A 13,718-nucleotide genomic window follows, 5' to 3' on the forward strand; every position below is an offset into this window, starting at 1 on the left:
ATCTCCCTCACAAATAATGGAGTATCAAGGAAATAACAGATAACACAAATCCAAGCATAATAATTTCCGGAACTCTGAAAAATCTAAATTTAGCAATACTCATCTCAACAACAGCAATAGGAATTGCAAATATTAAAAGTTTTATAATATAAAAAATTACACCAATCAATATAGCAGTAATTGTAGCCTCATTATAAAATCCAATAGGTATAAAAATATTTGAAGCAATTGTAATAAAAACGGCAAGTTTTATATATGAAGCCATCTCTATCAGGGCAAGATGTCTTCCGGAAGCTTCTAAAATCATAGCCTCATGCACCATAGTTAATTCAAGATGGGTTTCCGGATTATCTATCGGAATTCTTCCATTTTCTGCAAGGGCAATAATAAAAAGAGCCATCAATGCAAATATATAAGACACAGGAAATGTTGCTATTCCGGTTTGATGTATTTTGCTAAAAATCTCGCTAATATTCGTGCTTCCTGTTTGAATGGCAAATGTAAATATAATTAACATCAAAGCCGGTTCAGCCAAAGAAGATATTGTTATTTCTCTACTACTACCAAGTCCACCGAATGCAGAAGCCTGATCCATACCATACAAAACAAAAAAAAATGTTCCAAAAGCTAAGATATAAACAACTGCTATAATATCTCCGGTAAAACTAAGCAATGTATAACTATTGATAACCGGTAAAAACAATACAGCCCAGATTGTAGAAAGAAAAATCATATATGGTGCAGTCCTTGAAATAAAAGAAGCATCCTTAGATATTACAGCCTCTTTTTGCAATAATTTATATATATCTCTATACGGTTGAAAAAGAGAATGCCCTTTCTGTCCTCTGAGTATAGCCTTTATCTTATGAATAAAAGCCTTAAGAAAAGGAGCAACAACCACAATAACTATAAGCTGAAAAATTCCAATTAAGATATTTTCCATCTTTACACCCCTAAAACCATAAAACAAAAATAAGAAGCCCGATTAATGTTATAACGATGTATGCTATATATACATGAATAATTCCAGCTTGAAAATAATATCTAACTTTTAAGAATATGTTGATAAACACATTTAAAATTTGATTATATATCTTTTCTATAACATCATAAATCTGCAGGATATATCTTTTTTCCGGATAAAAATATTTTAATTTTCCGGAAGATTGTTTTAACTCTTCTTTATAACCATAAACAAAAGAGAAAATTCTCCTAAGTGCTGCAGAAAATCCGGTTGCAGAATATTGGGCTTTATTTGTTAGATTATCTTCCGTTAAGCCACAAGCCCATGTTTCATAATATCTTGTTTTTGCATTAGAAACCAATCTGATAGATAGATAAACTATAATAAAAGCAACAACTCCTGCCAAAAATAAACCCATAGGAGATAATCTTCCAAATTCATAATCAACAGGAACTATTATAAATCCGTATTTATAACTAATAATATTAAAAATTGGTATTTGGGTAAAATTTTTAAAAATATCATCTATGATGTAAATCGGAATCATAGGGAAAATACCAAGAATTACAACTAAAATAGACAATAAAAACATACCAGTAAGCATAAATATTTTTGATTCTTTTGCATGATATTCTGTTCTTGGTTTACCAAGAAATGTTAAACCAAACATTTTACTAAATGTGCCAAGAGCAAAAGCTCCGGTCAATGCAAGCAAAGAAGCAAATATAGGAGTAAAAATCTGAATAACATCATTATCAATATTATTACTAAACAATAAAGATTGATAAATTAACCATTCACTTACAAATCCATTAAAAGGTGGTAATGCAATAATACCTAAAATACCTATTAATGTAATAACAGCAGTTTTAGGCATAAATTTAACAAGACCACCGAGTTCTTCTATATTTTTTTTATGGGTATTAAATAAAATTGTTCCTGCACTCATAAATAACAAAGATTTAAATACTGCATGATTTAAAGTATGATACAAAAATGCTATAAAAGATATTCCGGCTAATAGAAAATTGCCCTGTGATAAAAACATTATAGAAAGACCCATTCCAATAAAGATAATACCTATATTCTCCATAGAAGAGTATGCAAGCATTCTTTTTATATCATTATTGATATATGCATACATAATGCCATAAATAGCAGATAAAGCACCAATAGCAAGCACAATAATGCCAAGATAAAAAGAATAATCTTTTAAAAATTCAAAATAAAATCTAACAAGCATATAAACTGCTATTTTTATCATAACACCTGACATAATCGCAGAAACATTGGAAGGAGCAACCGGATGAGCTTTTGGAAGCCAAATATGCAGAGGAAATATTCCAGCCTTTGTTCCAAAACCTATCAAACTAAGGATAAATACAAGAATTTTTGTATTTTCATCAAGATTACTTTTTGCCCAAACTGTAAAATCTAAACTATTTGTAGATAGAAACATAAAGATAAAAGCAAGAATTATAAAACCGGTTCCAAAGTGAGTCATAAAGATATAATAAATACCGGCATTTTTATTTTCTTCATCTTTATAATTAAATATAACCAAAAAATAAGATATAACAGACATTATCTCCCAAAATATCAAAAATGAAAAAGCATTGGAAGACAAAATAACAAACACAATTGAAGAAATAAAAAAGTTATATAAAAATGCAAGCAAACTTTTATTTTTAAATTCTTCTACATAATTTATAGAATAGATAGATGTTGCAAAAGATATTAATGATACTACACTAACAAAAAAAGCAGAAAGGTTATCCAATCTAAATGAAAATGTTAAATAATCAATTGAAGAAGGAATATTTAAAATAATTTCTTTATTAAAGGATAAAATAGATAAAACAATAATAGTTAATCCGGATATCGCCGAAGCTAAAAAAGATAATTTAGGTTTAAAAGATAGAGTGATAGGTAAAATTGAAAGTAAAAGAATTGAGATTAATATATAACTTCCTTCTACATCTTCCAATACAACTACTCCTTAATTTTATTATGATAAAATTTATTATAGCAGTTTTATATTAAGCATGCAAGGAGTGTTATGTTAGATTTAAAGCTTAAACTAAAAAACTTTTTATCAATAAGAGAGGCAGATTTAAGAAGTAAAAATAATATAACCATTTTAATTGCACCAAACAGAGCCGGTAAAACACAAATAATGCTTTTACTTTATTCTATTTTTTGGAGCTATTGGAAGATTTCTAAAGAAAATTTAGAAAAAAATAATAAAGATTTTGAGAATATATTAAAAAGAAAAATAAAAGATGTATTTTTATTAAAAAATATAGATGAACTTAAAGCTTGGGACAAAAAAACATATAACATAGAATTAAATTCTCAATATACAACCATCTCTTTTTTTGGAGAACCTTTCAAATTACAAGAATTTAGTATCGAAGATTTTAAATTTTTTGAATTTTTACAAATAAGCCCTTTATATATGCAACTATCCGGATTGGGAGATTACTATAAAGGTATATACTCTTTAAAAAAATACTATCCTCACTGGAAACTGATTTCAGAGGCTATAACCGATTTACTTTCAGATTTATTTATAATTTCTTCTGAAAAGGTAGAAACTAATATAGAGAAAGAAAATCAAGAACTTTTAAATTTATTTGAAAAACTTTTTAACTCAAAATTTTACATACAGGATGAAAGAATATATATACAGGAAAAAGGTAAAAAATATGGAATTGAAAAAACAGCTTCAGGTTTAAAAGCTTTAAGCTTGTATTATTTGATTTTAAAATACAATCTTATGGGAAATATATTATTCATTGATGAACCAGAAGTAAACCTTCACCCGATTTATATAGACAAATTGGCTGAGTTTTTATATAAACTGTCTAAAGGAAGAAAATTATTTATAGCGACTCATTCAGACTATTTAATAGAAAGTTTTAACAAACTTATCTCTAAAAACAATTTTAAAATTGATGTTTGGGAAGGAGTTTTAAAAGAAGATGGAGCTGTCTATAGTTGCTATGAAGCTGATAAGGATAATCTTATAGATAATTCACCTTTAACAGAAGTTTATCTAAACATATTAAAAGAAGGATTTGGATATGAATGAGTTTTCTTTTGAAGAAATAAGTAAAATTTTTCAAGAATTTTTCAGAATAGATACTATTAGCCATTGTGATATTTTAAAGTTAGATGGGAATAATATTCTTTTAATAGAGGAAACGGTATACATTAATAAAAATTTGCTTGATAATAATATTTATAATAACGAAGTAGTTGAAATTGTTAAAAAAATGTGGGGAACTCATTCCATTTTAGTTTGGTATTTAGAACCGGATACATTTAGAAAAAAGAAAATTTTTATTTTAAAAGCAAAAGTTGACCCAAGATTTTCAAAGATTTTAGGCAAATTAAACAGGGAAATAAGAAGATTTAAAAATGGAGCTTATTCTGATATAAAATTTATCATTTAATCCATAAATAAACAGGTAATTTATCTTTTATTCCATCCATTTTATTGATTTTATTATGATAAAATTAATTATAGCAAAAGCACACAGGGAGATAAGATGTTTGCAGAGATTAAAGTTATAACAGCTCAAAGAACTGAGTTTGTTGAGATTACAGAGCCGGTAAAAGATATTGTAGAAAAAAGTAAGGTAAAAGATGGTGTTTGTTTTATATATGTGCCTCATACGACAGCCGGAGTTTTTATAAATGAAAATGCTGATGAAGATGTTGCTACTGATATAAAAAATACCCTTGAAAAATTGATTCCATGGATAAATGGATATAAACATATAGAAGGTAATGCTGCAGCACATATTAAATCGGTTTTAACCGGAAATAATGTAGCTATACCTATAAAAGATGGAAAATTAACCCTTGGAAGATGGCAGGGTATATTTTTTGCAGAGTTTGATGGTGGAAGAACAAGAAAAGTTTATATAAAAATCCTTGAAGGAGTTTAAAATTGGTAAATGTAGGATTGATACAGACAAAAAATAGTAGCAATACAAAAGAAAATTTTGAAAAAACTGTTGAATATATAATAAAAGCAGCGAAAGATGGTGCAAATATAATATGCACCCAAGAACTTTTTAAATCTTTATATTTTTGCCAAACAGAAGATTGGGAAAATTTTAAATTGGCAGAAGAAATAAATCCTGAAAATCAAACAATAAAAATATTATCAGAGATTGCAAAACAATATAAAGTGGTAATAATTGCTTCATTATTTGAAAAAAGAACAGCCGGAATTTATCATAATACAGCAGTGGTTATTGATGCAGATGGAGAATATCTCGGGAAATACAGAAAAATGCATATTCCGGATGACCCACATTTTTATGAAAAATTTTATTTTACACCGGGAGATTTAGGATATAAAACATTTAAAACAAAATATGCAGATATTGGAGTTTTGATTTGCTGGGACCAATGGTATCCGGAAGCAGCAAGATTAACGGCTTTATCAGGAGCTAAAATAATTTTTTACCCAACTGCAATAGGATGGCTACCTTCAGAAAAAGAGCAGTTTGGAAAATCCCAGTATAATGCTTGGGAAACAGTCCAGAAAGGGCATGCAGTAGCAAATGGTGTTTATGTTGTGGCAGTAAATAGAACAGGATTTGAGGAATCACCGGATAAAAATGAAGGAATACAATTTTGGGGACAGAGCTTTGTTGCAAACCCTTACGGAGAAATTATAAAAAAAGCATCGGAAGACAAAGAAGAGATATTAGTTGTTCCGGTAGATTTAGATATGATAGAAGAAGTAAGAACGGTATGGCCATTTTTTAGAGATAGAAGAATAGATAGCTATCAAGATATAACAAAAAGATTTATAGATTAAAAGGAGAAAATATGCTTAGAATGCCGGCAGAATGGGAAAAACATAGAGGAACTTGGCTTTCTTATCCTCATAATCCGGATACATTTTTTGAAAAAATAGATAATGTAAGAGAAAAATATGTAGAAATGATTTATTGGGTATCAAAAGGAGAAGAAGTTCATATAAATGTTAATGATGAAGAGATGGAAAATGATTTAAAAAGAAGATTACAAAAATATCCGGATTTAGATAAAAATAAAATATTTATACATAAATTTCCTACAAATGATGCATGGTGTAGAGACCACGGAGCAATCTTTGTAAAAGATGAAAATAATAATCTTATTGCCCTTGATTTTAAATTTAATGCTTGGGGAAATAAATATCCCCATGATTTAGATGACCAAATACCTCAAAAAATGGCAGAATATCTAAAAATACCTTCCATAAAAATAGATATGGTTTTAGAAGGTGGCTCAATAGATGTAAATGGAGAAGGATTACTTCTTACAACAGAAAGCTGTCTTTTAAATCCAAACAGAAATCCTAATTTATCAAAAGAAGAGATAGAGCAAAATCTTAAAAAATATTTAGGTGTAGAAAAGATTTTATGGCTAAAAGATGGTATTGTAGGCGACGATACAGACGGACATGTTGATGATATTACAAGATTTGTAGATAAAGACACAGTAATAACCATAGTAGAAGAAAATAAAAATGATGAAAATTATGAGCCACTTAAAGAAAATCTGCAAAGATTAAAATCTTTCAAAGAAATAAAAAATATAATAACATTACCTATGCCAGAGCCGGTTTATTATAAAGGAGATAGGCTTCCGGCAAGCTATGCAAATTTTTATATATCAAATTATGCAGTTATTGTGCCTATATTTAATTGCCAGCAAGATAAAATAGCTTTACAAACCCTTCAATCAATATTTAAAGATAGGAAAGTTATTGGTATAGAAGCAAATGATATAGTAGTAGGACTTGGAACTTTTCATTGTTTAACACAGCAAATTCCGGCATAAAGAGGTAAAAATGAATAAAGTAGCAGTTATAGATATAGGAACATATTCAACCAGAATGCTTATAGCATCTTACCAGCTTAAAGAAACCTTAGAAGAAAGTATAAAAACAATAAAAGATATTTTATCTCTTGGAAAAATAACATCTCTTGGAAAAAAAGTTCAGGAAACCGGATATATCCAGCAAGAATCAATGCTTGAAACACTTACAGTTTTAAAAGAGTATGTTATGATGGCCAAAGAGTATAAAGTAGAAAATATAATAGCCTCTGCAACCCAAGCTTGCAGAATAGCAAAAAATGCTTCAGAATTTTTACTTAAAGTAAAATCTCTTGGAATAGATGTATCCGTAATATCCGGTGAAGAAGAAGCAAAATTATCATTTTTGGCCACGGCCTATGGGGTTATGCCTGAAAGCTCTTTCGTAGTAATAGACCAAGGGGGCGGAAGCACAGAATTTGCCTATGGTAAAAAAGAAGATGAAAAATATAAACTAATAAAAGCAATATCTTTTCCTTTTGGAATAGTTAATCTAACGGAAAAATATATAAAATCAGACCCACCAAAAGAAGAAGAAATAAACCAAATGAGAAAATATCTCAAAGAACAAATAAAAATAGCATACCAAGATATGAAGGATACAAAAGAAATAATAGGGCTTGGTGGAACTATAACAACAGTTATGGCTCTTGAAAAACATATATATCCTTATGATTCTTCCAAAATTCATAACCAGATACTTACATTTGAAGCAATAGACAGATGGCTTAATAAATTATCAAAAATGACAATCCAAGAAAGAAAAGCTATTCCAATGATAGAAGATAAAAGAGCAGAAGCAATAATATCCGGAATAGTTATATTCCATACAGCAATGCAGATATTTAATGCAGATAAAATAAAAATCAGTGAATATGGTTTAAGACATGGAAGATTAATTAAATATATTGCAGATAAGTTAAATTTAGATTTAGGAGTTTAGATTTGAAGATTGGAGATATTGGAGAGTTTGGATTAATAGATAGGTTATCTTCTATTATAAAGACAGATGATAAAGATGTTATTGTAGGAATAGGAGATGATACTGCCTGTGTTAATATTAACGGGAAGCTAATATTATTTACTGTTGATATTCAGGTAGAAAATACCCATTTTATTAAAGATAAAATAAATCCGGAATATCTTGGTTGGAAGCTTGCAACAACAAACGTTAGCGATATAGTAGCCTGTGGTGGCGTTCCAAGATGGAGTTTAATATCATTTACAGCATCAAAAGATACAGATTTATCATTTATAGAAGCCGTTTATAAAGGAATAAAAGAAGCAATAGATTATTATAAATTTTCCGTAATTGGTGGAAATATCTCTTCTTCAGATAAGCTTGCTTTTGATATGTTTTTTGTAGGAGAAACGGAAAGATTTGTCGGAAGGGATACTGCAAAAGTTGGTGATTTTGTTTATTTATCTGCACCTGTTGGATTATCAAGGGCAGGTTTAGAGCTTATATTAAATAAACAAGATATTAAAGAAGATTTTGAAGAAAAACTGATTTTAAACCATTATAAACCGGTAGCAAGGATAGATTTAAAAGATACAATTTTAAAATATGCCAATAGCTGTATAGATATTAGCGATGGACTTGTGCAAGATTTATACCATATTTCCGAAAAAAGTAATGTAAAAATAGTTTTGCAAAAAGATAAATTACCGATAGACCAATCTCTTCTTGAATTTTGTAATAAATACAATAAGGATATTTATGATTATATACTTTATGGCGGGGAAGATTACCAAATAGTTTTAACATCAGATAAAGAGTTAAATAATATGCTTAAAATAGGATATATAGAAGAAGGAAGCGGTGTTTATTTAGATAACACCAAACTTCCCAAGAAAGGATTTAACCATTTTTAACCACCGGTTAAAGGTTCACCTATCTTAACAAGACCAAGTTCTGTTATCTCCATAAATCTTGTTCTTGTATCATGTCCGCACATTCTGCAACCATCTATTCTGAATAATCTAACTATCTCTCCGATTGGCTTTTTGTAAAGTTTAGATTGGGTAGGTGTTAATATTAGCTCTTTTGCCAATACCATAGAACAATCTACTATATGGCTTATGGCATATCCACCGGCTGCCTCTGCTGTTAATTCTTCATGTCCGCTTCTTTTCTGGGAAACAAATAAAGCAGTTTGATACCATTTTTTCATAAAGTTAAATAACTGCCTTACAACTGTTCTTGCCATCATCTCTTTTGATTCATATAAACCTGTTACAGAATCTATTAGTGTATGTTTTACTTTATAATTTTTTATGGCAAAAGCAAGGGTAGCAAGTAAATTAGGTATATTTTCCCTTAAAGAAGTATGGGAAGCGGCATCTATTAAGATAATTTTATTTTCAATCTCTTCAAAATTTATTCCCATTGCTGTAGCCCTTTCCCTTAAACCAACAGTAACAAATGGAGCCGGAGATTCTACTGTTATAAATGCTACTGCTTCACCTCTTGAAGCTTGTGTTACTGCATATTGCTCAACCATAAGGGATTTACCGGTGTCAGATACACCGGTTATATTAGTTACAGAATAGGCAGGAATTCCGCCGAGAGATTTTTTTATAACTTTTCCATCCTTTATTTCAGCAGAGAAAAAAAGATTATCTAATCCTTCTATACCAGTAGGAACTCCATAAAGTTTTGGAGCTTTTTTTAAAGCCTCTCCTGCTACCCAAATACCTTCTTCTATAACCTTTGGTTTTTCATATCCTTCAGTTTTTTCAAACTCATCCATCTTACTCTACCCCGTGCATTTTTAAATTTTCTTTTATTTTATGTAAAAGCTCTGCAGGGTTTTTAACAGGATATTCTATCTCTGCTAAAACTTCTGATGCATCTCTACCTTTTATTTTGATATCTGCAACCTTTTGAATAATATCATCCTTAGAGTTAATAGGAAAATCTGTTCCTTTAATTCTTTTTAATAATAGATATGCCCAAGGAATATCAAGAGCTGTTGCTACAATACCGGCATATTCTAGTAAAAGTTTTGATTCTTCATGGCCTTCTTTTACAAGTTTGTAAGCCAATTTAGCCAAACCACCTGCTGTATGAACTTTTAATTCTTTTTTTTCTTCTTCTGTAAGTTCTTCTATTCTTTTAATTTTTTCAATGGCTAAATTAGGGTCAGCTCTTAATATATTTCTTACTGTTTGTTTTGTGAGACCTACAAAATCTGCAATCTCTTCTTCTGTTTTAAGATATTCTTCTCTTAAAACTACTGCAAATGAAGCTCTGGCAAGAGATGGAAGCCATGTTAAAGTCTTATACTCTGCTAATTTTTGAAGCCCTCCAATTAAATCAATAGATTTTAAAAATACTCTAAGAACCAAAGTTTCAACATCTACATTGACCGGTTGTAAAATCACCATCTCTCATTCCTCCTGTAATTAAATTTTTTATAAATTTAAATATAAAAAAAACAATTGTGAAATGCAATATAAAATTAAATTTTTAAAATATGCTATAATTTTTTCAAAATTTCTTTGTAGGAGGAAACTTATGCCAATTAAAACAACGGTTTTTGATTATCCGAAAATAGGGCCAAACAGAGAACTAAAAAAAGCAGTAGAAAGCTACTGGAAAAAAGAGATTTCTAAAGAAGAATTATATAAACAGGCAGAAAATATAAATCTTGGAAGAATAAACACAATAAAAAATGCCGGAATAGATATAATTCCTTCAAATGATTTTTCTTTATATGATTTTATTTTAGATTTATCAACAATGTTTAATGTAATCCCTGAAAGATTTAAAAATATAGAAGATGGTTTGGATAGATATTTTGCAATGGCAAGAGGCAGTAAAGATGCAGTAGCCTGTGAAATGACAAAATGGTTTGATACAAATTATCATTATATTGTTCCTGAACTTACAGGCAATTTTAAATTGTTAAAAAATAGACCTCTTGAATCATACAAAGATATAAAAGAAAAATTAAATATTGAAACAAAACCTGTTCTTGTAGGGCCTTTTACCTATATATATCTTGGAAAAGTTTATGAAAGAAAAGAAGGCTCATTACTTATGCATATGGTAAAAGCAAATGAAAGTATCAAATTTAAACCATTTTTATTTGAAATAGCTTCTATATATAATGAGCTCTTATCAGAGCTTGAAGAAGCCGGAGTAAAAGAAGTTCAGCTTGATGAGCCTGCACTTGTTTTAGATTTAACAGAAGAAGAAACAAATGCATTAATAGAAGCTTACCAAATAGTGATGCATAATATTAAAAATCTAAAAGTTTATGTTCAAACATATTATGAATCTTTATCTAACTATGAAAAAATAGTAAATGAACTTCCGGTATCCGGTATAGGACTTGATTTTGTTGTAAATGATGAAAATCTGGAAAATATAAGAAAATATGGATTTCCAAAAGGTAAAACCTTAATTGCAGGAATTGTATCCGGAAGAGACCCTTGGAAAACAGATTATAAAAAAGCAGTATCCCTTGTAAAAGAGCTTATAAATATAGTAGGAGAAGATAATTTAATCATATCAAATGCAGCCCCATTATTCCATCTTCCTGTATCCTTAGAGCCTGAAAAAGGACATCTTCCAGAAAATCTCATTAAATTATTATCTTTTGCTAATGAAAGACTTGAAGAATTAACTACAATAAGAGATATAATCAATAATAATAAAGAAATACCGGAGCAAAATTTACAAGAGCTTAGAGATAGCTTTAAAAATGAAGAAGTTAGAAAAGCTATATCAAATATAGATGAAAGTAAGATAGGAAGAAAAGAAGATTTCAAAACAAGATATAAAAAACAGATACAGCTTCTTGGTCTTCCAAGATTTCCAACCACAACAATAGGTAGTTTTCCTCAAACTCAAGAAGTTAGAAAGAAAAGGGCAGATTACAGAGCCGGAAGAATTACAAAAGAAGAGTATGAAGAATTTATTAAAAAACAGATAGAATATGTAATAAAATTACAGGAAGAGCTTGAGCTTGATGTATTGGTGCATGGAGAGTTTGAAAGAACAGATATGGTTGAGTTTTTCGGAGAAAAGATGAATGGCTTTGCATTTACAAAAAATGGATGGGTTCAATCTTATGGTTCAAGATGTGTAAGACCACCTATAATATATTCCGATGTATCAAGACCAGAGCCAATGACTGTAAAAGAAATTACTTATGCCCAATCTTTAACAAACAAACCTGTGAAAGGAATGTTAACAGGTCCGGTTACTATACTAAACTGGTCTTTTTACAGAAAAGATATTCCGAAGAAAGAAATAGCATATCAAATAGCATTGGCTCTAAAAGAAGAAGTATTAGATTTAGAAAAAGCAGGAATTAAGATTATTCAGATAGATGAACCGGCATTTAGAGAAGGATTACCTCTCAAAAAAGCAAAACAAAAAGAGTATTTAGATTGGGCAGTAAAAGCATTTAAATTATCAAATGATACAGTTAAGGAAGAAACCCAGATACATACCCATATGTGCTACTCAGAATTTAACGAGATTATAGAATATATTTATGCAATGGATGCAGATGTTATATCAATAGAAGCATCAAGAAGTAAAGGGGAAATATTAGAAGCCTTTGAAAAATTCAATTATGACCACGGCATAGGTCTTGGTGTTTATGATATTCACTCTCCAAGAATACCTTCAGTTGAAGAAATGCTTGAAATTGCCGAAAGGTCTGTAAAGGTTATAGATAAAAATCTAATCTGGATAAATCCGGATTGTGGATTAAAAACAAGAGGATATGAAGAAACAATACCAGCACTTAAAAATATGGTTCAAGTTGCAAAAATTATGAGGGAAAAATACGGCAAAAATTACGATTGGTAAAAAATAGGAGAAAGAGATGGCAAGGTTATTATTAATATTAAACATCATACTTGTCATCTCTTCTTTTTCTTTTGCCGGTTATGTATGTATAGAGACAGAAGAAGGTGCTAAAAGCTGTTATACCGTAAGAGAATATAAACCTGAGAATGGAAAAAAAGTAAAAAAGACAAACTATTCTACAAAAAATAATAGTAATACTACAAATATAACCAACATAAATTCAATGCAATTAAATGAATGCTTTTTATCAGCAGCTAATAGATATAATATTCCGGTAGCTTTACTTTATGCAATAGCAAAAGTAGAAAGCGGATTTAGACCTTATGTTATAAATATAAACTCAAATGGAAAATCAATAAAAGTTATAAATCCTTCAAATTATGAAGAAGCAGTAAAAACCTTAGAATATCTATATAATAGCGGATATAATTTTGATGTTGGGATAGGACAGATAAATATATGGAATATAAAAAGACTTAGATTAAATTATGCAGATTTATTAGACCCTTGTAAAAATATACATGTTTCTGCTTATATTCTTAAAGAAAATGTAGATAGATACGGACTTACTTGGGATGCCATATGGAGATATAACGGCAGAAAAGATTATGCCTTCAAAGTTTATAAAGCTCTCTTACAAATTGGTGCATTCGCAAAAAGATAAATAAATATTGAAAAAAAAGAGATTAAAGATGAATTTGAAAGAATGGTTGGAAGAAAATAAATATGATACTGAACGTATTTATTATGGATTATTATTAGACCTGTCCTACTATCTAAAAGAGTTTATGATTGAAAAAGGATTAAATAAAAAACAATTAGCAGAAAAAATGGGAGTTTCTCCGGCTTATATTACAAAGATTTTTAGCGGTCAAAACATCTCTCTAAAAACAGTATCTAAAATATTATCTGCTTTAGAAATAGATGCCGGCATAAAATTAATTAATAGAGAAAAAGAACAAATAAACTCCAAGAAGGAACGAGAAAATTTAGAGTTAAAGCAAAAAAGTAAAAAAACGTTAGAAATTGTTAAATAAA

14 protein-coding genes are annotated in these 13,718 nt (G+C 29.2%); 10 read left to right on the plus strand and 4 right to left on the minus strand.

Annotated features, from left to right (window positions below; genetic code table 11):
• Positions 1-7: 7 nt before the first annotated feature.
• Complete coding sequence (locus tag QOR43_RS02545) at positions 8-943, minus strand: respiratory chain complex I subunit 1 family protein (protein WP_265134492.1); 936 nt, start codon at positions 941-943, stop codon at positions 8-10.
• A 10-nt stretch (positions 944-953) separates the two neighbouring features.
• Positions 954-2,951 (minus strand): proton-conducting transporter transmembrane domain-containing protein, encoded by a 1,998-nt coding sequence (locus QOR43_RS02550; RefSeq protein ID WP_265134491.1) that lies wholly within the window; start codon positions 2,949-2,951, stop codon positions 954-956.
• Positions 2,952-3,023: 72 nt separating this feature from the next.
• Here QOR43_RS02550 and QOR43_RS02555 point away from each other — a divergent pair, with 72 nt between their 5' ends.
• From QOR43_RS02555 to thiL, 7 genes are all read left to right on the plus strand, one after another.
• A complete protein-coding gene (locus QOR43_RS02555; protein ID WP_265134490.1) occupies positions 3,024-4,058 on the plus strand; it encodes an AAA family ATPase in 1,035 nt (344 codons plus the stop codon).
• Positions 4,051-4,422 (plus strand): hypothetical protein, encoded by a 372-nt coding sequence (locus tag QOR43_RS02560; protein ID WP_265134489.1) that lies wholly within the window; start codon positions 4,051-4,053, stop codon positions 4,420-4,422. Before QOR43_RS02555 ends, QOR43_RS02560 begins: the two co-directional genes overlap by 8 nt.
• Positions 4,423-4,518: 96 nt before the next feature.
• Positions 4,519-4,920, plus strand: a complete 402-nt coding sequence (locus QOR43_RS02565) for a secondary thiamine-phosphate synthase enzyme YjbQ (protein ID WP_265134488.1) — start codon at positions 4,519-4,521, stop codon at positions 4,918-4,920.
• A 2-nt stretch (positions 4,921-4,922) separates the two neighbouring features.
• Positions 4,923-5,804: a carbon-nitrogen hydrolase gene (locus QOR43_RS02570; RefSeq protein WP_265134487.1), complete on the plus strand. Its 882-nt coding sequence runs from the start codon at positions 4,923-4,925 to the stop codon at positions 5,802-5,804.
• An 11-nt stretch (positions 5,805-5,815) separates the two neighbouring features.
• Positions 5,816-6,814 carry an agmatine deiminase family protein gene (locus QOR43_RS02575; protein WP_265134486.1) on the plus strand — a complete coding sequence of 333 codons (999 nt, stop codon included), beginning with the start codon at positions 5,816-5,818 and terminating at the stop codon, positions 6,812-6,814.
• A 10-nt stretch (positions 6,815-6,824) separates the two neighbouring features.
• Entirely contained in the window at positions 6,825-7,793 is a 969-nt protein-coding gene (locus QOR43_RS02580) for a Ppx/GppA phosphatase family protein (protein ID WP_265134484.1), read from the plus strand.
• A 2-nt stretch (positions 7,794-7,795) separates the two neighbouring features.
• Entirely contained in the window at positions 7,796-8,725 is a 930-nt protein-coding gene (gene thiL, locus QOR43_RS02585) for a thiamine-phosphate kinase (RefSeq protein ID WP_265134483.1), read from the plus strand.
• On the opposite strand, the gene QOR43_RS02590 is transcribed toward thiL, so the two are convergent.
• Both QOR43_RS02590 and QOR43_RS02595 read right to left on the minus strand, forming a co-directional pair.
• Positions 8,722-9,603: a KaiC domain-containing protein gene (locus QOR43_RS02590; protein WP_265134482.1), complete on the minus strand. Its 882-nt coding sequence runs from the start codon at positions 9,601-9,603 to the stop codon at positions 8,722-8,724. The genes thiL and QOR43_RS02590 overlap by 4 nt on opposite strands.
• Position 9,604: 1 nt before the next feature.
• Complete coding sequence (locus QOR43_RS02595) at positions 9,605-10,240, minus strand: bacterio-opsin activator (protein WP_265134481.1); 636 nt, start codon at positions 10,238-10,240, stop codon at positions 9,605-9,607.
• Positions 10,241-10,370: 130 nt separating this feature from the next.
• On the opposite strand from QOR43_RS02595, the gene metE reads away from it, so the two are divergent.
• Genes metE through QOR43_RS02610 form a run of 3 tightly spaced genes read left to right on the plus strand, consistent with a single transcriptional unit; the run spans position 10,371 to position 13,717 of the window.
• Positions 10,371-12,680, plus strand: coding sequence for a 5-methyltetrahydropteroyltriglutamate--homocysteine S-methyltransferase (gene metE / locus QOR43_RS02600; RefSeq protein ID WP_265134480.1), 2,310 nt, complete (start codon positions 10,371-10,373; stop codon positions 12,678-12,680).
• 16 nt (positions 12,681-12,696) lie between these two features.
• Positions 12,697-13,344 (plus strand): lytic transglycosylase domain-containing protein, encoded by a 648-nt coding sequence (locus QOR43_RS02605; protein WP_265134479.1) that lies wholly within the window; start codon positions 12,697-12,699, stop codon positions 13,342-13,344.
• Between the two features lie 28 nt (positions 13,345-13,372).
• Positions 13,373-13,717: a helix-turn-helix domain-containing protein gene (locus tag QOR43_RS02610; protein ID WP_283571412.1), complete on the plus strand. Its 345-nt coding sequence runs from the start codon at positions 13,373-13,375 to the stop codon at positions 13,715-13,717.
• Position 13,718: the final 1 nt, after the last annotated feature.

The sequence above is a fragment of the Venenivibrio stagnispumantis genome (assembly GCF_900182795.1).
GTDB classification, from domain to species: Bacteria; Aquificota; Aquificia; order Aquificales; family Hydrogenothermaceae; genus Venenivibrio; species Venenivibrio stagnispumantis.

Coding starts and splice junctions, on each gene's coding strand:
- QOR43_RS02580 (WP_265134484.1), top strand. CDS start 6,825: ATGAATAAAGTAGCAGTTATAGATATAGGAACATATTCAACCAGAATG.
- QOR43_RS02575 (WP_265134486.1), top strand. CDS start 5,816: ATGCTTAGAATGCCGGCAGAATGGGAAAAACATAGAGGAACTTGGCTT.
- QOR43_RS02610 (WP_283571412.1), top strand. CDS start 13,373: ATGAATTTGAAAGAATGGTTGGAAGAAAATAAATATGATACTGAACGT.
- metE (WP_265134480.1), top strand. CDS start 10,371: ATGCCAATTAAAACAACGGTTTTTGATTATCCGAAAATAGGGCCAAAC.
- QOR43_RS02545 (WP_265134492.1), bottom strand. CDS start 943: ATGGAAAATATCTTAATTGGAATTTTTCAGCTTATAGTTATTGTGGTT.
- QOR43_RS02560 (WP_265134489.1), top strand. CDS start 4,051: ATGAATGAGTTTTCTTTTGAAGAAATAAGTAAAATTTTTCAAGAATTT.
- QOR43_RS02605 (WP_265134479.1), top strand. CDS start 12,697: ATGGCAAGGTTATTATTAATATTAAACATCATACTTGTCATCTCTTCT.
- QOR43_RS02555 (WP_265134490.1), top strand. CDS start 3,024: ATGTTAGATTTAAAGCTTAAACTAAAAAACTTTTTATCAATAAGAGAG.
- QOR43_RS02565 (WP_265134488.1), top strand. CDS start 4,519: ATGTTTGCAGAGATTAAAGTTATAACAGCTCAAAGAACTGAGTTTGTT.
- QOR43_RS02590 (WP_265134482.1), bottom strand. CDS start 9,603: ATGGATGAGTTTGAAAAAACTGAAGGATATGAAAAACCAAAGGTTATA.
- QOR43_RS02595 (WP_265134481.1), bottom strand. CDS start 10,240: ATGGTGATTTTACAACCGGTCAATGTAGATGTTGAAACTTTGGTTCTT.